Genomic DNA, 19,625 nt, shown 5'->3' with positions numbered 1-19,625 from the left:
TTTAGATGCTAAAAGTGGTTCCTTCTTTACCGTCTTTCAGTTGAATACCAAGTTCTGCCAATTGGTCACGAATTTTATCAGAGGTTGCAAAATCTTTATTTTCACGAGCCTCTTTTCGTAATTGAATCAACAGTTCTACTACACCAGAAAGTTTTCCGGCATCTTCCGTAGTACCTCCCTTTTCCTTTAGACCTAAAATGTCAAAAATAAAAGCATTTAAGGATTGCATGAGTAATTCTTTATCAGCAGCAGTAATACTTTCTTTACCTTCTTTGATTAGGTTAACATGTTTAACGGCTTCAAAAAGGTTGGCAATGAGGATCGGTGTATTGAAATCATCATTCATGGCATCGTAACATTGCTGCTTCCATGCTTCTACGTCAAAGTCACTATTTGCTCCGGTCTCTAAAGCTTCAAAGGTTGAAAGCGTGTCCATTAAGCGACCGAATCCTTTTTCAGAGGCTAACAGAGCATCATTACTTAAATCTAGAATACTGGTGTAATGTGCCTGCATCATGAAAAAGCGAACCACTGAAGGCGAAAACGCTTTACTTAGAATATCGTTCTCACCAGTAAAAATATCACCGGGAAGAATATTGTTCCCTGTAGATTTAGCCATTTTTTTGCCGTTCATAGTCAGCATATTGGCATGCATCCAATACCGCACAGGAGAATGTCCATAACAAGCTTCGGCCTGAGCTATTTCACATTCGTGATGTGGAAATTTAAGGTCCATGCCGCCACCGTGAATATCAAAGGTCTCGCCTAAATATTTGGTGCTCATTGCGGTACACTCAAGGTGCCAGCCAGGAAAACCATCTCCCCAAGGAGAAGGCCAGCGCATTATATGCTGTGGCTCGGCTTTTTTCCAAAGTGCGAAATCTTGTGGGCTCTTTTTCTCATCTTGACCTGCCAATTCACGAGTGTTGGCAATCATGTCTTCTAATTTTCTACCGCTCAATTTGCCATACTCGTAGCTATCGTTGAACTTGGTAACATCAAAATATACGGAGCCGTTTACCTCGTAGGCAAATCCCTTTTCAAGAATATCCTTTATAATTTCTATTTGCTCAATAATATGCCCGGTAGCCGTTGGCTCTATACTTGGGGGTAAAAAATTGAACTGTTCTAATATATTATGAAAATCTATGGTGTAGCGTTGCACGACTTCCATAGGTTCTAGTTGCTCTAACCTTGCTTTCTTTGCAATTTTATCCTCGCCATCTTCGGCATCATCAACCAAGTGACCTGCATCTGTAATATTACGTACGTAACGCACCTTGTATCCAAGATGTCTTAGATATCTAAAAATCATATCAAAAGACATGAAAGTACGGCAGTTTCCTAAGTGTACATTACTGTAAACTGTAGGGCCGCAGACGTACATGCCTATATGGCCTTCATTTAAAGGTTCAAATATTTCTTTTTTACCGGAAAGGGAATTGTAAATCTTTAACTGTTGGTTCTGATACAAATGCATGTTATGCTAGGGCTATTGAAATTTGGTCTCTAATTTTATGTACTCTAAAAATTCGCGGCGTACGGAATCTTCTTTAAACTTACCGCCATATTCAGCTGTTACAGTGCTGCTTTCTATGTCGCGTATGCCTCGTGAGTTTACACAAAGGTGTTTAGCGTCAATTACACAAGCAACATCTTCAGTACCCATAACTTTTTGAAGTTCTCTAACAATCTGGATGTTCAAACGTTCTTGTACTTGTGGTCTCCTAGCGTAATAATCTACCACACGGTTCATTTTGGAAAGACCAACAACAGTTCCGTTAGAGATGTAGGCAATGTGTGCACGACCTACTATTGGTAAAAGGTGATGTTCGCAGGTAGAATAGAGGGTAATGTTCTTTTCTACAAGCATCTCGCCGTATTTGTACTTATTGCTAAAAACCGATGATTTTGGTTTTTTATCTGGGTTAAGCCCACCAAAAATCTCTTTTACGAACATTTTAGCAACTCTGTTAGGAGTTCCTTTGAGACTATCGTCATTTAGGTCTAGGCCTAAAGTGAGCAATATCTCTCTAACATTATCTTGTATTTTTTCAATCTTTTCGTCATCGCTTAACACGAATGCGTCTTCACGTAAGGGTGTATCTTCCGATGCGGAAACGTGATCGTCTCCTAAATCTTCAAATTGCTTTTCCAAAGTACTATCAATTTTCATCTGCTTATATCTATTGGTATTTCTAATGCCCAATTCGTCTTAAAAAGTTTCGATACATTACACTTCGTGCCAAGTAAAACGAACTGCAAAGATATACATAATATGGCACTTTATGTTCTATAAGTCCTGATACACAACATAAATTGCTGTTAACAAAAGTAAGGAGCTACTTTTATATTATATAAGTTCTAGCCCGTAAAATGAGTCGTTTTGTAATCTTATGGTTTGTGTTATTAATTTGGGGAATAAGTGCTGTTTCTGCACAAGTTTCTTCAGATTGTAGCAGTGCTATACCCATCTGTAATAATACTCCTGTAAATGGGGGTACAACAGGATTTGGTATAGATGATTTTAATAGTGCCGAGACTAGTGGTTGTTTAGAACAGACTTTAAGTGGGGTAATAGAATCAAATTCTGCCTGGTACCGATTTAGAACTGGAGCTTCAGGGCAATTAGGTTTTAATATCGGGATTGATACGTTAGAAGATTGGGATTTTGCCCTATATAAATCTGATGATTGCAATAATTTAGGCGAGCCTGTACGATGTAACTTTTTTGATAATCAAGATGAAAATACGTTTATTGGAGTAGGAGAGGACCCTTCTGGGGATACTGAAAACGTTCAATATGAAACTTGGTTAGAAGTTACGCCAGGAGAAGATTATTATTTACTTCTTAATAATTTCAGCAATAATAATTCTGGATTTTCTATTCAGTTCTCTGGTCATATATTCGTTACCAACCCTTTTGATGCTTTAGATTGCTCTATTATAAATAATCTTCTTGGGCCTCCAATAGCGGCATGTGAAAATGAAACGGTTATTTTGGATGCTACAACTGTGGACGCATTATCTTATAGTTGGTTTGTAGATTCAGGAAGCGGTATTACACAAGTGCCTGGTGAAAATGGTCCTACCTATGAGGTAAGTACATCTGGTAATTATAGCGTAGAGGTTGCTCGTTCTGCTGGAAATTTCAATAGTGATGTTCAAGTCTTTTTTTCTGCCATGCCAGTAGCCAATGCGGTTACTGATGATGCTTCATGCAGCGGTTTGGAAGTTTATGACCTTTCTCAAAAAGATATAGAAGTTTTAGGGAGTCAAAATGCAAATGAGTTTTTGGTTAGTTATCATCTTACTATAGGCGACGCAGTTGATGGGGTAAATGCCCTACCTCAAGAATATCAGGCGCAAGCCGGTTCTCAGACTATTTTTGTTCGTCTTACCTCTATTGGAAATAAAAAATGTTTTGATGCTTCTCAACATTTTCAATTAGTTAATTTAGAAACTCCGAATTTAGATTTTTCTTCAGAAGCTTTTTTGTGCGAAGATAATGCTGGGATAACTATTGGTCTGGAAAATGGAAATTCTAATTATGTCTATCAATGGAGTTCGGGTGAAACAACGCCTACTATAATAGTATCTGTAGCCGGAGAATACAAACTGACGGCTACAAACACGCAATCTGGTTTAAGCTGCAGTGCTTCTAAAGTGGTGAATGTGGTTACATCAAGACCACCGCAAATCATTGATATTGAAATTGAAGATCTTAGAAATAACAATACGGTTACCGTAGTCACGGATGCTTTGGAAGAATACGAATACCGATTAGACGATGGTGCCTATCAAACTGGTCATAAGTTTTATCAAGTAGAACCAGGAATGCACACAATATCTGTTAGTAATCCTAAAGGTTGTGGGGATGTTACAGAGGATATCGTTGTAATAGGTTTTCCAAAGTTTTTTACTCCAAACGGTGATAACTCTAATGACCAATGGAGCATTACAGGGGTAGATTTATTGGATTCTCCCGTAATTACTATTTACAATCGTTTTGGAAAATTGCTGGCACAATTAGATGCAACGAACTCACAATGGGATGGTTCTTTTAACGGGAAACTTTTACCGGAATCCGATTACTGGTTTAAACTAACATATACCACTGCAGATGGTCAAATTGTGACGGCCAAATATATTAATAACCACTTTTCTCTAAAGCGCTAACTTTCAGAATAAGCTTTTTGATTGGGTATTTTATCGATAAACTGCCTGAATTTTCTGTTTAAACATACTAAAATCAAGGTCTTTGAGTTATTAGATAGTATCTATTTAGCCCCATACTTATGCGTTTTTTACTATCTATTGTCTGTGTGTCTTTTTTCTTTAGCACAGAGATTCAAGCACAAAATTCAGCTGATTGCCGAACGGCCATTCCCGTATGTGCTGATGCACCCGTTATGGGCTATGCAGATGGTTCGGGTGCAATAGAAGACTTTGATCCAGAGGTGATTATTGAAACCGGCTGTCTTGAAAAAGGTAGTGTCAGTAATGCTAATATTGAAAATAACACTTCTTGGTTTGTGTTTAGGGCTGGTACCGAAGGTCAGGTTGGATTTGATTTAGAAGCGCTCCCCGTAAGTGGTTCAGGTACGCCAACAGCGGAATGGGATTTTGCAGTTTACGGCCCAGACGTTAGTTGTGTTGATATTAGTTCTGGTGCGGTTGAGCCTATACGATGTAATTATGAAGTGAATACTACAAGGTTTACAGGGTTAGGGGTTAACCCAGAAGATGGGAAAGCCGGTGTGCCCTCTATAACTCAGAATTTGAATACCTATGATGAGTACTTAGATGTGCTACCTGGAGAGTTGTATTACATTCTAATCAATAATTTCAATACTAATTTTGATGATGAGCGGGAGCCTTTTATGCTCACGTTTACAGGAAACTCTGTGGCGGCTAATCAGAAGACGGCCCTTGATTGTACTTTGCGTGATGAATTTTTAGGATTAGATATAACCGCTTGTGAAGGTGATCCAGATATTCCATTAATTGCATTGAATTCTCCAGCAGGTCCAAATTTTACTAATGTTGCTTGGACAGTAGATTATGAAGACGATGGCATAATTGACGCACCTTTAGGTTCTGGTCCTTCTGCTACTGAGATTTCGGTAGCAAGTCCTAACTCGGGCAGATATTTTGTTGCGATAACTACAGATGAGGGAACTATAATTGAGGATGATATTCTTATAACGTATTACGGAACCCCTGTGCTTGATCGCGTTGAAACGCTAAATTCCAACTTGTCATTAGACCCAGACATGAATAACATAGAAGTTTTTGCTGATGGAGATGGTGAATATGAATACGCCATTAATGAAGGTGAATTTCAAGACGATGCTGTTTTTAACGATGTACCTCCGGGCATAAATACGGTGATAATTAATGATAAAAACGGATGCGGAACAACTGAGGCTATTGAATTTTTGGTGGTAGGTTACCCTAAGTTTTTTACACCTAATAACGATGGTGCCAATGATACTTGGAATATTAAGGGTATTGAAACCTTGACGGATCCAGTAGTATTTGTTTTTGATCGATACGGTAAACTCTTAGCTCAATTAAATACCAACACGGATTGGGATGGAACATTAAACGGAAATCTATTACCCTCTTCCACATATTGGTTTAGATTAGAGTATGGCGAACAAGAAAATAATATTGAGGTAGCTAAATTAACTAAGGCGCATTTTGCCTTAAAAAGATAAAAGTCCGGCATAAGCCAGACTTTTAAGTCAATATAATATGTATGTTTTGTCTAGAAATTCAAAGTATATCCTAAGGTAACATTAGTATTAACGTTGTTTAATAAAGCAGGAGTATTTATTCCCGTATCAAAGAAGTATTGTAATACATCTTGTTCTGTACGGCTAATGGCTAAATCTAATCGGCTTCTACCAAAATTATAGCCTACACCTCCTGATATTCCATTAAGGTCTCCAACGATATTTCCACTTTCATACGGGCTTTGCTCGTAACGATATCCAGCTCTTAGGCTTACTCTTTTAATACGGTATTCACCACCAACTCTAATTGTAGAAACACCACCTAAACTTTCTGAAATAAATGCATTTTCACCGGCAAAGCCAGAATCACTGGTAGGTCTTAATTCTGCTTTAGACATATCTTGGTAGCCGTAATCAAGACTTAAAAGTCCGCTTTTGCCAAAAACAGCAGAAATACTTCCTGTTACCTTTCCAGGTGTTTTTATCTGATAGTCAAAGATGTTAATGTAATTCAGGTCGAAAAAATTGAAATCGCTATCTTTATTAGGATAGTCAGAATCTATTCCTTGAGAGAAATTATCCGTTAAGCGGTACCATGTTGGTGATTGGTAGCTGGCTCCTAACCTAATAACATCATTAACCTTTGCAATAGCACCAATGCTCATAGAAAATCCTGTTCCTTCAGTTTCTAAAAGGTTATCAAAAGCTACAAACCTCGATTCTCCCTCATTAGAATAGGATTCATCGTACCTATTTAATCTCTCATACTGTATCGTGTGAAAGTTTAAAGAAGCTCCAAAGTAAAAGTTATCTCCATATTGCGTTGCTCCATTTATGGTAAACTTGCTATTGTAACCAGAAATGTACTGGCGGAAATCTTGGTTTACATCGTTGTAATTGGCATTTGAAAAATAACTACTGTTGTCATCTTCGTCTAAAGTGGGCTCAATAATTCCAGCTTGAAAGCCTAAGAAGGCCTGCTGGCCAGAAAAACCTAAACCGTTAGTTGCGCCTATATCTAAATAAGCATCACCAATTCTTTCGTTTCCTTGTAATTTTAAAGGTTGCAAAGGTATGCCATCTGCATAGTCTAGGAAATAGTTGTCAATTCCTTCACTGCTTGATCCTTTTGTTATTAGGCGATCATCATAATTTTGAACAACATCGTAGTTAAGGGCTAAAGAGAATTTTCTCCATTTGCTATCAGGATTGGTAGATTTGAAAACAAATGCACCACCAACCTGGTTAATATCAAAATTATTATTGGTAGAGTTGCTTAATGTACCGTTATAATCGGAATCCGTATTTCTATTATAGTTAGTTCCCGATATGGAGAACATGCCGCTATTAAAAACAGCACTACCTGCGGGGTTAATGTTCAAAGCGGATAAATCACCACCTAAAGACCCAAATGCTCCGCCCATAGCCTGAAAACGTGCAGAGCCTTGTAAGTTCTCTGTGCTGTAGCGTAATACGTCATTTATATTTTGAGCGCTTGCAATAGCACATGCAAACAATCCTATGAATGTTATATATTTTCTCATTCCTAGCAATTTTAAAGTAAGTTACTTATGATTTTGGACTTAGTTTCTACGACTTGACGATGACGATCTTGAGCTTGATCCAGATGATCTAGAGCTTGAACCTGAAGAAGATCTGCTTGAACTACCCGAGCTTCTGTAAGTTCCCGAGCTTCTTGAGGAGCTTCCTGAACTTCTGTAAGTACCGCCACTAGAGCTACTTCTACTTGTTCCAGATGATCTAGAGGTACTTGTTCTAGGTGTTGTGCTTCTATAAGTACCACTATTGCTAGTTCTTGTTCCAGAACTTCTATAGGTAGAACTTCGTGGTGTAGACGAGCTTCTAGATGTACTAGTCCTAGAGGAGCTATTGTATGTTGGTGTAGATCTTGTACTTCTACTTGTTCTATATGAGCTATTTCTATCAACACCTACAGTTCTTCTTGATGCCGAAGAACGGTTGGCATTAGAGCTACGTGCAGTTGTACTTCCGTTTGCATTAGATCTTGATCTGGTAGCAGAGTACCTTGGTGTAGATCTACTACTTCTATTAACATTTGATCTAGATGTGTATCTAGAATTGTTTCCTGAAATAGCATTGGTGTTTGTATTATAACCTCTTCTAGTGCGGTTGTAAGCATAACTTCGGTTTCTGTACGAGTAATTGTTATATCCATTGTAATAGCCGTAAGGAGGGCACCATGTTCCGTAACCACCCCAGCCAAAACCGCTGTAGCCGCCATATCCGTATCCGTAACCAAAGCCACCCCATCCCCAAGGACGATATCGGTTTCTCCACGGATTGTAGAAACCACCATATCCGTAGCCGCCCCATCCATAAGAATTAAATAACCATGGAGAGCTCCAGGCAAAACCACCGTAACCGTTCCATCCGTTATCGTAAACATTAATTTCTACACTGGTTGCATTATCACCCCATCCTGCGTAACCGGCATAGTCATTGTCATTATTATAATAATCGGTCAGTTCTCCACCAGAAATACTATCCTGAGCCGTTCCGCTTGAATAAGAATCTACATCAGTGAAAATTTCACCATCAAGAGCCTGGTCATATTGGTCAGCTTGTTGTCCGAAATAGTCAGAATAAGGTTCATCATTAGCCTGAGCTTGCTGCCTAGTCTGTTGCGGCCTTGTTTGGCGCTCTACACTAACTTGATTGTCACTGGAATAAATACCGTCATTATCATAATATGAGGTTGATTGGTACGAGCCGCAAGACACTGCAACAATGCCAGTTAGGGTGCAAAGAGCAATGAGACGAATTTTACTGTGGGATGGTAAATGTATCATGGGTGCAATTTTTATTGTTGAACATAGTAAAAATAAGTAGTTTTACCCAATTATTTTGCTAACATAAGCACAAGTTTTGTGCCAAACTAAATATAATGGGTAAGAATTTGACAAAACGCAGCGAGGATTATTCCAAATGGTATAACGAACTCGTGGTAAAAGCCGACATGGCCGAAAATTCAGCTGTAAGAGGTTGTATGGTAATTAAACCATACGGTTTTGCTATCTGGGAAAAAATGCAGGCAGAGCTAGATAGGATGTTTAAGGAGACAGGGCATGAAAATGCTTATTTTCCATTATTTGTGCCCAAAAGTTTATTTGAAGCCGAAGAAAAAAATGCCGAAGGTTTTGCAAAAGAGTGTGCGGTAGTTACTCATTATAGGCTTCAAAATGATCCGGACAAACCTGGTAAATTAAGAGTTGATCCAAACGCTAAATTAGAAGAAGAACTAGTTGTGCGCCCAACCAGTGAAGCTATTATATGGAATACTTTTAAAGGTTGGGTACAATCCTATAGAGATTTACCTTTATTGATCAATCAATGGGCCAATGTAGTTCGTTGGGAAATGCGTACACGTTTGTTTCTTAGAACCGCAGAGTTTTTATGGCAAGAAGGGCATACGGCTCATGCTACTGAGGCTGAAGCAATAGAAGAGGCTAAAAAAATGAACGGGGTCTATGCTCAGTTTGCAGAAGAGTTTATGGCTATGCCTGTAATACAGGGGGTAAAGACAGAAAGTGAGCGTTTTGCCGGTGCAATAGAAACCTATTGTATTGAAGCGTTAATGCAAGATGGTAAAGCATTACAAGCGGGTACTTCTCATTTTTTAGGACAGAACTTTGCCAAAGCGTTCGATGTTAAGTTTGCTACCAAAGAAGGAAAACAAGAGTACGTTTGGGCTACATCTTGGGGTGTATCTACAAGGTTGGTAGGTGCACTTATAATGAGCCATAGTGATGATAATGGTTTAGTGCTGCCTCCAAAATTGGCACCGATACAAGTGGTTATTGTACCTATTTATAAGGGAGTAGAACAATTAGATGCTATTTCTGAAAAGGTTGGCCCATTGGTGAAAGAATTGAAAGCTAAAGGTATTTCAGTAAAATTTGATAATAGGGATACTCATAAGCCTGGTTTCAAATTCAATGAATATGAATTAAAAGGTGTTCCTGTTCGTTTGGCTATCGGTCAGCGTGATTTGGAAAATGGTACGTATGAAGTTGCTCGTAGAGATACTTTGGCCAAAGAGACCGTTCCTATGGATGAGGTGGTAGCTAAAATTGAATTTCTGTTGGAAGATATTCAAAAGAACATTTATCAAAAGGCACATGCTTTTAGAGCGGATAATATTACCGAAGTAGATACGTACGAGGAGTTTAAGAAAGTTTTAGAAGAAAAAGGTGGGTTTATTTCTGCTCATTGGGATGGAACTAACGAAACTGAGGAAAAAATAAAAAATGAAACTAAGGCAACTATCCGCTGTATTCCCTTAGCTACCGAAAACAAAGAGGGGAAGTGTATGGTGACCGGAAAAATATCACCAAAAAGAGTACTTTTTGCAAAAGCTTATTAAAAAATATATGCTAACTATTGTGTTAGTAAAAAATAATTGTATTTTTGCATCCGCAATTGCGCAAAGTATGGTCCGTTCGTCTAGGGGTTAGGACGCCAGGTTTTCATCCTGGTAACAGGGGTTCGATTCCCCTACGGACTACAAAGTACAATTGAACGGTAGATGAGTTCTCACGTAGAATTCGCGAAGTCTTAAGTTTAGTGTCGTACTTAGAGTGTATTTATTGGTCCGTTCGTCTAGGGGTTAGGACGCCAGGTTTTCATCCTGGTAACAGGGGTTCGATTCCCCTACGGACTACAAAAGGTTCGATGAGCATTGGCGAAAAGGAATTTTTAAAAAAATTAACAAGTTAGAAAAAGATGGCAAATCACAAGTCAGCATTAAAAAGAATCAGAAGAAACGAAGCAGTACGTTTACGTAACCGCTATCAACACAAAACTACTCGTAACGCTATTAAGAAATTGCGTAGCGAAGAAAGTAAAAAAGATGCTGAAGCTTTATTGCCTAGCATTGTTAGCATGATCGATAGATTGGCTAAGCGTAATATTATTCATAATAATAAAGCTGCCAACTTAAAAAGTAAATTAGCAAAGCACGTAGCTGCATTGTAAGATTTATATAATTTATAAAAAAGCCCTGATATAATTTATATCAGGGCTTTTTTTGTGCCTACAAAAGAGTGGCATAGCTTTATTCTGGTAACCTTCTCCTCATTCGTAAAAAGCCAATAATAAAGCATAGGTAGCTTACTATTATTAAGGTAAACTGAATTCTTTTAACTATTGGAGGGGTTGGTGTTTCATGAATAGTATGAATGTAACGTATTACCTTTATTGGAAGATAGCCTACGTAAAAAACTACTAATCCAGTACTTAACCAGAATAGAAGATTTTCTTTCGTCGTAAAAATTTTATCTATAGCGAAGAACTTTTTCAAATATAAAACAGAACAATAAATTAGAATTAGACCACCAGTTACATAAGAATATACCTGTGGTAATTTGCTAAAGTCATCAATGAAAGCATTTACCAAGCAGACTGCTAAAAAGAAAATGGCTCCGAATACTATATGTTGTTTATGTTTTAAATTTTCAATATAAAACCTGAATATATAATAGAAATACAGGTAGAATATCAACATATAAATATTGTATATCAACCAATTATAATTGTGGTAGGTGTCTGCCGAAATTAAACTGAACTCTTCATAGTTATTTATTAAATAACCTAGAAATTCATTTAATAAAGTGTAAAAGAATAGAATAGGTAGATACTTGAGTTTTGAGTCAAAGTACCTAGGATACTTATATAAAGACAAAAGCAACGTTACTCCATAAATGGGCATATACGAGTTTTGTAGAAAATAATCTATGTTCTCCAAAGTATATCTATTCTGTTAGCAATGATTATGGGTTTGAACTTCCTTCATTTTTAGTTGTACTTCTTGGTGCGTAAAAAGGAGCATTAGAAAAAGAGAAAAACCCAGGTAAAAAAGAAGCTTCGTTTTTGGTGTTCGGAGATGCTTGGTTTTCTTCTTGAGCTTTTCTAGGATTAAAGTTGTCATCTAGCAGAACAATTCTGCGCTTACCATCTGCGGCATCATCGGTGTAGAATATATGGTCTGCTCCATCCTTGTTTACCGTAGGTGACATCATAATCGTATTCTGTCTAGGGTGTTTTACAAGGGAATCATTGTCAAACTTCTTTTCGTTTGCGTAATTGGCAAAGTAAAACCGTAGTGTAGTCAATTTTTCACCTGATAATTTGGCTTCATTTTCAATATAAGCCAAGTATTTTTTTAGGTCTTCGTATTCGTAAGATACATACTGGGCCACTTTAAATTTTTCTCTATCTACATCGTTTTTATAATCACTTTCAGTACTACGGGATTTCTGTTCGTATTGCTGTTTAGGATCTTTGGCTCTTCCGTCTATAGAATCTTCATACTGCTGAATGAGATGTGCTCGTCTATCTTTATAGTTAACGAAGAGTTTGTGGGCCTTTTCGGGCATGATGATACCATTGTCGTAATTTTTGTCAGCAACGGTTTCGGGAGGGCATTCAGGACAAGGTTTTTGTGTATTATCGCCGCATGCGGCTAAAATCAAAAAAAGGAATACAGTAGTGCATTGCTGCACAAATTTCAGCGAATTTTTCATGACATAAGTTTTTAAAGTTCTACTTCGTTATACATGCAAAATTCGGGGGAAGAAAAATTTTTGCGCTATAAAGATATCCGAAAAAACGGATAATTAAGATGCTATTGGTATAATTCCGTAATCTTTGAACTACTACCGCCGTGAAAAAGAGAGAGTTTTATATTTTTTCTGAGAATGAGTAGAAGGATTATATCCATAAAAAAATCCCGAATTCCATTTTATAATTAGGAATTCGGGATTCTATTGTTTGATATTTCAGTATATCAATAAACCGTTATTGATTCATGGTAAGCAAGAATTCATCATTATTCTTAGTCTGCTTAATACGTTGTTCAATGAACTCCATAGCTTCAACAGGATTCATATCTGCCAAGTATTTTCTTAAGATCCACATACGTTGTATAGTGTCCTTGTCCAATAATAAATCATCCCTACGTGTACTAGATGAAGTAAGATCAATGGCTGGGAATATTCTTCTGTTAGAGATTTTACGATCCAACTGTAGTTCCATGTTACCTGTACCTTTAAACTCTTCAAAGATAACTTCATCCATTTTAGAGCCAGTTTCAGTAAGTGCAGTAGCTATAATAGAAAGAGATCCACCGCCTTCTATATTACGAGCAGCTCCAAAGAAACGTTTTGGTTTATTTAATGCATTGGCGTCTACACCACCACTTAATACTTTACCAGAAGCTGGTTGTACCGTGTTGTATGCTCTTGCCAAACGGGTGATGGAGTCTAATAAAATAACAACGTCATGACCACATTCTACTAATCTTTTTGCTTTTTCTAATACGATATTTGCTACACGAACATGTTCAGAAGGTTCTTTATCAAAAGTAGAAGCAATTACTTCACCTTGAACGTTACGTTGCATATCGGTAACCTCTTCCGGGCGTTCATCTATTAAAAGTATAATTTGATAAACTTCAGGATGATTAGCTGCAATGCCATTTGCAATATCTTTCAATAGCATTGTTTTACCTGTCTTAGGTTGGGAAACGATCATACCCCTTTGTCCTTTACCAATAGGCGAAAATAAATCTATAATTCTTGTAGAAATATTTCCTTGTCTTTCAGCTAAATTAAACTTTTCGTCTGGGAACAAAGGTGTTAGGTGTTCAAAAGAGACACGGTCACGAACGATTTGAGGGTCAATTCCGTTTATTTTGTTCACCTTAATAAGAGGGAAATATTTCTCTCCTTCTTTTGGTGGTCTTACGTTTCCTAAAACAGTATCTCCAGTCTTTAATCCAAATAATCTAATCTGGGATTGTGATACATAAATATCATCGGGAGATGAAAGATAGTTGTAGTCAGAAGAACGTAAAAAGCCATAACCGTCTTGCATAATATCAAGAACGCCTTCACTTTCTATAATACTGTCAAATTCAAATTCAGGTTCCTTGTAGCGGTTTTTTAAATCCTTGTCAAAATTACTTTTGTCGTAGGTAGGCTTTTGATTACGCTGATTTTTGTTGTTCCCGTTGGAAGTATTCTGGTTTTTGTGTTGAGGATTACCTTTTGGTTCTCTCTTAACAGGTCTTGGGCGCGGTTTTTTTATTTCCGTTGGTTGGGCCGGTGCAGCTTGTTCCTTGTTTGCCGATTTTTCGGGAGTAACCACAGTCTTAACTTCAGGCTTCTTTTCTTCGATTACCGTTCTTGGCTTACGAGGTCTTGGTTTCGGTTTTAGCTTCGGTTTTTCTTCTGTTGTTTTTGGCGCGGTTACTTCTGCCACAACTTTGGGGTTGGCTGCTTGTACATCCAAGATTTGATAAACAAGGTCCAGTTTTTTTAGGGTTTTGAACTTTGGCACATTAAGGCCTTTGGCAATTTCCTGCAATTCAGGCAGTTTTTTTGCTTTTAAATCTGAAATTTCAAACATTAAGTATGATATAAATTATACGTCTCTTGAGATTGATAAGAAGTGAATTGTTATCTGAGTATTACGAGGGAAAGATTTCCCGATAGGTAAGATAATAACTAATAATCTCACAATATTACGAATTATTTTGCTTTCGACACTGCTTTTTTTCAAAAAGACGTGTATTTTTGTCGCGCACAATGATGTTTAGATAATGATTCAAAGAATACAAACTATTTATTTGTTGATAGTAGCCCTTATTGCTGGGATATTGCCATTCTGGATAAACCTTTGGTCAGATGTAGAAGGAAATGAAATATTTGCCAGAAATGACGTTTTCATATCAGGAGCTTTTTACATATCTGCTGTACTTGCTATAGTTACTATAGTATTATTTAAAAATAGAAAAAATCAATTTGTGTTAAACAGATTGAACATGATATTAAATATTTTTTTACTAGGATTTTTCGTTTACCGGTCGCAAAATTTATCCGGAGAGATTTCGGTCTCGGAGAAGGGTATTGGGATGCTGATTCCTATCATTTCTATCGTTTTCTTGGTTCTTGCAAATAGGGCCATAAAGAAGGATGAGGATCTTGTAAAATCTGTGGATCGTCTACGATAAACCTTACATCTTAGTAGTATTAGTGCGTAAAACCCGGAGTAGTTACCGGGTTTTTTTGTGCTCTTTTTTTAATGTAAAAATCTTCTTTTTTCTGAATTTATCACAGAAGTGTCCCGTTATATAAGGTTCCTGTGATAGACTCTTTATACTTCCTTGAATACTTCGTGATACCACCTTTCTATGTTTGTCCCAAGAAACAGCAAAGCTATCGATAGTCGATTGCAGAACTGTTTTAAAAATGATAAACAATTTAAATTTTACGATTATGAAAAACAGAAACTTTTCTATTGCACTTTTAGCTTTGGCCATGACAACATTTGTAGTAAGTTGTTCCGATGATGACACGGAAATAGAAACGGTAACAGTTACCGAAACGGAAACTATTGAAGTAGATTCTTCTTTGCCAGTAGGAGACTTGGCAGTTGCTGCGAGTGGAAACTTAACGGCAGAAAGCGGTACGCCTACACAAGGTCTGGTAGAGTTAGGAATAGACACAGGCGATACAAATTTCGTTCACTTTGCAGATGATTTTACTACTGAGTTAGGTACGGGTACCGTAGGTATATTTTTGTCTACTTCAGAAACGTTTACGGCAGATCCGGCAAACGGAAATCCAGATTTAATGTTGATCGGTAACGTTCAAGGTAATGGCGAGATGTATATTAAATTAGATGCAACGCCAGATGCAAAATATACACACATCATCTTATGGTGTGCTACGGCTAACATTCCATTCGGAAATGTAGCATTGAATTAATAAGGATTTTATGGCCTTTGGGAATAGAGACACATGATTCTGTTTTTCTATGTCTCCCAAAGGCTTTTTCTTTTTTTTAGGTATCTGTTCTTCGGGACTAAAATATCTACTTATAATCTAACAGAATTATGAAACAAAATAAATATATCATTCTCTTAATGCTTACATTTTGTGCTACTTATTTACAGGCCCAAAGTGGATGGACTAGAGAAGCAAAAGGGTTCTACGTTCAGGCCACAGCATCATATTTTTCTTCTAATAATTACTATACAACCGAGGGTAGATTAGCCGATCAGGGCAGTACATTTAATAGTAGCGGACTTTTATTGTACGGTGAATATGGTATTTCTAACAGGCTTACGGCTATAGTAGATGTTCCGTTGGTAAGGTTAAATAGTTTTAGTACAACAGAAACTGTAGGGGGTGTCGGTAATATTCAACTAGCTGTAAAGTATAAATTATTAAAAAATTTCCCGTTGTCTTTACAAGTTGCATTAGACATACCTAGTAACGATGGAGAGAACTTTGCAAAATCTAATAGTCCTGATGATTTCGGGCAGATTAACGAGATTAACTTGCCTTTGTCAGATGGTGAGTTTAATGTGTGGACCACCTTAGCTGCATCTCATGGTTTTGCTAATGGAAAGACCTATGCATCCGCATTTACAAGTATCAATTTTAGAACAGAATCTTTTAGCAATCAACTTCAGGTTGGGGCAGAGGTAGGCCACTTATTCTTTGATAAACTGTATTTGATAGGGAAGTTGAAAATTCAAGAAAAACTATCTTCTGAAATCAATAATCAAAGTGGCTCTTTTTTATATGGCGAGGGAACTACCTTTACAAACTTTGGAATTACATCTATGTACAAGCTAAACAACCATTTAAACTTGGTGGCCAACTATTCGGACTATGCAGGTTTTTTGGTGGAGCGCAAGAATATTTATGACGGAGGAACCTTTTCATTAGGGTTGTCTTTTGAATACTAATTAAGAAAATATAGATTACCATTCTAGTTAATGTTGTTTTATAAAAAAAAAGGTATTTTATTGTATTAGCTATTTTAACCCGGGTTGGATACCGGGTTTTTTGTTTCTTAAAATCTCTAAAATCCTTATTTATAAAAAATGGAACTATTACGGAACTTTTTGTTTTCGTAGATTTTTCCTCTTTCTGTTTGTAGTTTAAAAACTACTGGAAAACCAGTATTTTTATATGAATATGATTTTTCGCAACTATATTTAACTACATTTGATTGCCTTATAGTACAAAATTACTGTACATAGGCGACCATTATTTCCAAACCAATTTTAGTACTCTAATAACTCATCAGTGGGCACCTTTGAATTTTTCATAGATGCTTTATGTAGCGTTCGTATAGATTTTTTTTAACCTAAAACTGGAATAATGAAATTTCCCCCAATTTTCTTGTCTGGCTAAAGTCTGTTTTTTTAAATACCCAACTTTAGTTCACGACCAACCCCCTTTCAAATACATTGCAAATAGCTTCAGGTTTAAAGCACGTCCGATAATCGGATGCGCAATTGAATATCCCTAAATTTTGAAGTTATGAGAACAAAAATTACTTTTCTGTCTATCGTATTTTTTACGATATGCTTTTCTAATGTGCTATTGGCACAAAACAGTATTAAGATTATAGATCCTCCATCTTCCGTTGAAGCTGGAGAAACGGTAGATGTTACTGTGGCCTATGCAATGAATGAACCATCTGCTTACATTCTCTTGCGTCTTATTAATCCTAATGGAGAAAACCCACAAGATTTTGTTACCAAATCTGGTTCGGGAAGCCATAAGTTTAGTATCAAAATACCAGATTCACCTGGCAGTGGTTACCGCTGGCAAGCTCAACTTTTGAAAACTGCTGATTGGGGAGGTCTCGCCAACGAATTTATTGATGGTGTTAGTGTAGAAAGTACGGAACCACCAAGTCCAGGAGCGAATTCAATTAAATTTACAGACGCACCAACCACATTGGTCGCAGGAGAACCTGCCACTGTTACTGTAGATTTTTCTACAAATGAACCATCGGCCTATGTATTGGTGCGTTTAATAAATCCAAATGGGGCTAACCCGCAGGATTTTGTCACCAAATCGGGCTCAGGAAGCCATACATTTAATATTAATGTGCCCAATTCTTCTGGTAGTGGCTACAGTTGGCAAGCTCAGCTTTTAAAAATTGGCGATTGGGCAGGATTGGCAAATGATATTGTTGATGGGGTTTCCGTTGAGCAAATAACTCTACCGCCAAGTGGGCAAGAGCTAATATCATTAACGACTACGCCTAGCAAAGTGGCTCAAGGAGAAACTTATAATGTAAGTTTTGAATATAATTTTTTAGGGGATAGATATGTTCAGGCATACATTACCAATAAGAATGTAGATGCAGATGGACAATGGGTTAAGATAGGAAAGGTTTTACAGGAATTTACTCAAGGAGCCAGTAGTGAAACCCTTCGACTAGAGATAACGGGAGAGCCTTTAGAGTCTAACATGTTGGTTATACAAGTATTTGAGGTAATAGCAAATGGTAATGAAGACCAATGGAATCTTGTAGGGGAAGATACGGTAGATAATATTGAATTTGGTAGTGGCTATGGGTTTGGTGAGAAAAATACAACCCCAAATGGAACTGCTGAGTATATGCGGTATTACAATAGAGATCTAGAATTAAATGGAGGACATTATAATGGCGACGGCCAAGGTTCTGGCATGGATCACACCTTAGCGCCTACAAATTCTTTATATCGTTCCAATTGGTGGGTTAACCGTAATTGGGTAGGCCCAATAAAATCGCACTATGGTGAAGATAATTTAAATGGCAAAGAGTTTTGGGTAGAGTGGCAAAGTTTGGGGTCATCAAGTAATGATGGTCATGGTGAATTTGATATTAGGGTTGAAAAGAGTACGCAATCAGATTCAAACGGAGCATACGGTTTTCCTAGTTTTATAGGAGATATAACCGAACCTTTATTGGCATCTTTTACAGGGAGATGGACCGAAGGAAGCACTGGGCGATGTCATATCAATATGACCGCTTGGATTTATGGTGTTGATTCCGAAGGGAAAAGAGTTAGAAGTGATGTAATTATTCATGCTTGGGATAATTCAGGTGATATTAGAAGTAATTATGAGCGTTCTTATCAATGGTCGCAGGAAGGGAATAACACAATTTATACTTTTGAAAAAATCGGTACTGCGTCTGACGAATATAACACGTATGATGTTTTACGTACGGTACCCGGTGGTGAAGGAGAGTCATGTTCTTATAATCTTGTTCCGGTAAACTGGAGGCGGAATCATATAGACAATTTCCCTACCCAATCTTTTACCAAAAAGATTGACGTAGCTAAAATTATTAAGGAGGTTATTAAACGAGAAGCTGAGAATGGCCCAGATACCAGAAGGATAGTAGGTAGTAATCAGGTTATCTCTGTTCCTACCATGACCGATGATTGGACTCTTGAAGTAATGGAGTGGACTGTAACCGGACAGTCTGGGGATTACAAACACGAGCCCGGCAACCCTGATTTTGATGTGAATACCTACATTCCTAATAGTAGAGGTCGTTTCACTTTTGAAGAATATTACATTCAGAATCCTTGTGAAAGTAACCCTAAAATAGATTGCCCTAATTCAGTGGCCCTTAAAACCCAAATAGTCCAACAAGACTCAATAGTTGAAGCTAAAGATTTCAGCGTTTCCCCTAATCCATTCATCAATTCATTTGAGTACGAATACAGTGTAAAAAATTATGATGAGGTAACGGTGGATTTATATGCTCTAAATGGTAGAAAAATAGAGACTTTAAAAAATAAGGAAAGCCATAGACCGGGAAATTATAGTGATGTGGTAGATACTAGCGACCTGGATGCCGGGATTTATATTTTAAGAATCAACACTTCTGAAGGCGAGGAGGCAATCAAATTAATCAAAAATTAAATTTTGAAAGTTCCCGTTCCATTGTGGGGTGGAGCGGGTTCTTTATCCAAAGTTTACTTCCGGTATTTATTTTACACAATTTTTTAAAACATAAAATATTGAAATTATGAAAACA

At 37.3% G+C, this 19,625-nt stretch carries 14 protein-coding genes and 2 tRNA genes; 10 read left to right on the top strand and 6 right to left on the bottom strand.

The window, feature by feature from the left end; all coding sequences use genetic code 11:
• Position 1: 1 nt before the first annotated feature.
• Positions 2-1,480, bottom strand: coding sequence for a cysteine--tRNA ligase (gene cysS / locus IWB64_RS01350; RefSeq protein WP_194532325.1), 1,479 nt, complete (start codon positions 1,478-1,480; stop codon positions 2-4).
• A gap of 12 nt (positions 1,481-1,492) precedes the next feature.
• Positions 1,493-2,176, bottom strand: a complete 684-nt coding sequence (folE, locus tag IWB64_RS01345; protein WP_194532324.1) for a GTP cyclohydrolase I FolE — start codon at positions 2,174-2,176, stop codon at positions 1,493-1,495.
• A gap of 200 nt (positions 2,177-2,376) precedes the next feature.
• Here folE and IWB64_RS01340 point away from each other — a divergent pair, with 200 nt between their 5' ends.
• Both IWB64_RS01340 and IWB64_RS01335 read left to right on the top strand, forming a co-directional pair.
• A complete protein-coding gene (locus tag IWB64_RS01340; RefSeq protein ID WP_194532323.1) occupies positions 2,377-4,179 on the top strand; it encodes a T9SS type B sorting domain-containing protein in 1,803 nt (600 codons plus the stop codon).
• 119 nt (positions 4,180-4,298) lie between these two features.
• On the top strand, positions 4,299-5,723 hold the full coding sequence (locus tag IWB64_RS01335) for a T9SS type B sorting domain-containing protein (protein WP_194532322.1): 1,425 nt from the start codon (positions 4,299-4,301) through the stop codon (positions 5,721-5,723).
• 50 nt (positions 5,724-5,773) lie between these two features.
• Here IWB64_RS01335 and IWB64_RS01330 read toward each other — a convergent pair whose 3' ends face one another.
• Together IWB64_RS01330 and IWB64_RS01325 are read right to left on the bottom strand one after the other, a co-directional pair.
• Positions 5,774-7,285, bottom strand: coding sequence for an OmpP1/FadL family transporter (locus tag IWB64_RS01330; RefSeq protein WP_194532321.1), 1,512 nt, complete (start codon positions 7,283-7,285; stop codon positions 5,774-5,776).
• A 39-nt stretch (positions 7,286-7,324) separates the two neighbouring features.
• Positions 7,325-8,572, bottom strand: a complete 1,248-nt coding sequence (locus tag IWB64_RS01325; RefSeq protein WP_194532320.1) for a hypothetical protein — start codon at positions 8,570-8,572, stop codon at positions 7,325-7,327.
• Positions 8,573-8,667: 95 nt separating this feature from the next.
• Here IWB64_RS01325 and proS point away from each other — a divergent pair, with 95 nt between their 5' ends.
• From proS to rpsT, 4 genes are all read left to right on the top strand, one after another.
• Positions 8,668-10,146, top strand: a complete 1,479-nt coding sequence (gene proS / locus IWB64_RS01320; RefSeq protein ID WP_194532319.1) for a proline--tRNA ligase — start codon at positions 8,668-8,670, stop codon at positions 10,144-10,146.
• Between the two features lie 69 nt (positions 10,147-10,215).
• A tRNA-Glu gene (locus IWB64_RS01315) sits at positions 10,216-10,287 on the top strand.
• An 84-nt stretch (positions 10,288-10,371) separates the two neighbouring features.
• Positions 10,372-10,443: transfer RNA gene (locus tag IWB64_RS01310), tRNA-Glu, on the top strand.
• A gap of 62 nt (positions 10,444-10,505) precedes the next feature.
• On the top strand, positions 10,506-10,757 hold the full coding sequence (gene rpsT, locus IWB64_RS01305; RefSeq protein WP_155594491.1) for a 30S ribosomal protein S20: 252 nt from the start codon (positions 10,506-10,508) through the stop codon (positions 10,755-10,757).
• Positions 10,758-11,551: 794 nt separating this feature from the next.
• Here the strand turns inward: rpsT and IWB64_RS01300 are convergent.
• Both IWB64_RS01300 and rho read right to left on the bottom strand, forming a co-directional pair.
• On the bottom strand, positions 11,552-12,304 hold the full coding sequence (locus IWB64_RS01300) for a hypothetical protein (protein WP_194532318.1): 753 nt from the start codon (positions 12,302-12,304) through the stop codon (positions 11,552-11,554).
• A gap of 274 nt (positions 12,305-12,578) precedes the next feature.
• Positions 12,579-14,189 carry a transcription termination factor Rho gene (rho, locus tag IWB64_RS01295; protein WP_194532317.1) on the bottom strand — a complete coding sequence of 537 codons (1,611 nt, stop codon included), beginning with the start codon at positions 14,187-14,189 and terminating at the stop codon, positions 12,579-12,581.
• Positions 14,190-14,382: 193 nt separating this feature from the next.
• Between rho and IWB64_RS01290 the strand changes: the two genes are divergently transcribed.
• From IWB64_RS01290 to IWB64_RS01275, 4 genes are all read left to right on the top strand, one after another.
• Positions 14,383-14,793 (top strand): DUF4293 domain-containing protein, encoded by a 411-nt coding sequence (locus tag IWB64_RS01290; protein ID WP_194532316.1) that lies wholly within the window; start codon positions 14,383-14,385, stop codon positions 14,791-14,793.
• Positions 14,794-15,058: 265 nt separating this feature from the next.
• Positions 15,059-15,550, top strand: a complete 492-nt coding sequence (locus IWB64_RS01285; RefSeq protein WP_194532315.1) for a DM13 domain-containing protein — start codon at positions 15,059-15,061, stop codon at positions 15,548-15,550.
• Positions 15,551-15,678: 128 nt separating this feature from the next.
• Positions 15,679-16,539, top strand: a complete 861-nt coding sequence (locus IWB64_RS01280) for a hypothetical protein (protein WP_194532314.1) — start codon at positions 15,679-15,681, stop codon at positions 16,537-16,539.
• Between the two features lie 580 nt (positions 16,540-17,119).
• The gene (locus IWB64_RS01275) at positions 17,120-19,510 is read left to right on the top strand and encodes a T9SS type A sorting domain-containing protein (RefSeq protein WP_194532313.1); all 2,391 of its coding nucleotides are present in this window, start codon (positions 17,120-17,122) and stop codon (positions 19,508-19,510) included.
• Positions 19,511-19,625: the final 115 nt, after the last annotated feature.

The organism is Zobellia nedashkovskayae (assembly GCF_015330125.1).
In the GTDB taxonomy this organism is placed as follows: domain Bacteria; phylum Bacteroidota; class Bacteroidia; order Flavobacteriales; family Flavobacteriaceae; genus Zobellia; species Zobellia nedashkovskayae.
This window is presented reverse-complemented; position numbering and strand designations above follow the sequence as displayed.

Coding starts and splice junctions, on each gene's coding strand:
- cysS (WP_194532325.1), bottom strand. CDS start 1,480: ATGCATTTGTATCAGAACCAACAGTTAAAGATTTACAATTCCCTTTCC.
- folE (WP_194532324.1), bottom strand. CDS start 2,176: ATGAAAATTGATAGTACTTTGGAAAAGCAATTTGAAGATTTAGGAGAC.
- IWB64_RS01340 (WP_194532323.1), top strand. CDS start 2,377: ATGAGTCGTTTTGTAATCTTATGGTTTGTGTTATTAATTTGGGGAATA.
- IWB64_RS01335 (WP_194532322.1), top strand. CDS start 4,299: ATGCGTTTTTTACTATCTATTGTCTGTGTGTCTTTTTTCTTTAGCACA.
- IWB64_RS01330 (WP_194532321.1), bottom strand. CDS start 7,285: ATGAGAAAATATATAACATTCATAGGATTGTTTGCATGTGCTATTGCA.
- IWB64_RS01325 (WP_194532320.1), bottom strand. CDS start 8,572: ATGATACATTTACCATCCCACAGTAAAATTCGTCTCATTGCTCTTTGC.
- proS (WP_194532319.1), top strand. CDS start 8,668: ATGGGTAAGAATTTGACAAAACGCAGCGAGGATTATTCCAAATGGTAT.
- rpsT (WP_155594491.1), top strand. CDS start 10,506: ATGGCAAATCACAAGTCAGCATTAAAAAGAATCAGAAGAAACGAAGCA.
- IWB64_RS01300 (WP_194532318.1), bottom strand. CDS start 12,304: ATGAAAAATTCGCTGAAATTTGTGCAGCAATGCACTACTGTATTCCTT.
- rho (WP_194532317.1), bottom strand. CDS start 14,189: ATGTTTGAAATTTCAGATTTAAAAGCAAAAAAACTGCCTGAATTGCAG.
- IWB64_RS01290 (WP_194532316.1), top strand. CDS start 14,383: ATGATTCAAAGAATACAAACTATTTATTTGTTGATAGTAGCCCTTATT.
- IWB64_RS01285 (WP_194532315.1), top strand. CDS start 15,059: ATGAAAAACAGAAACTTTTCTATTGCACTTTTAGCTTTGGCCATGACA.
- IWB64_RS01280 (WP_194532314.1), top strand. CDS start 15,679: ATGAAACAAAATAAATATATCATTCTCTTAATGCTTACATTTTGTGCT.
- IWB64_RS01275 (WP_194532313.1), top strand. CDS start 17,120: ATGAGAACAAAAATTACTTTTCTGTCTATCGTATTTTTTACGATATGC.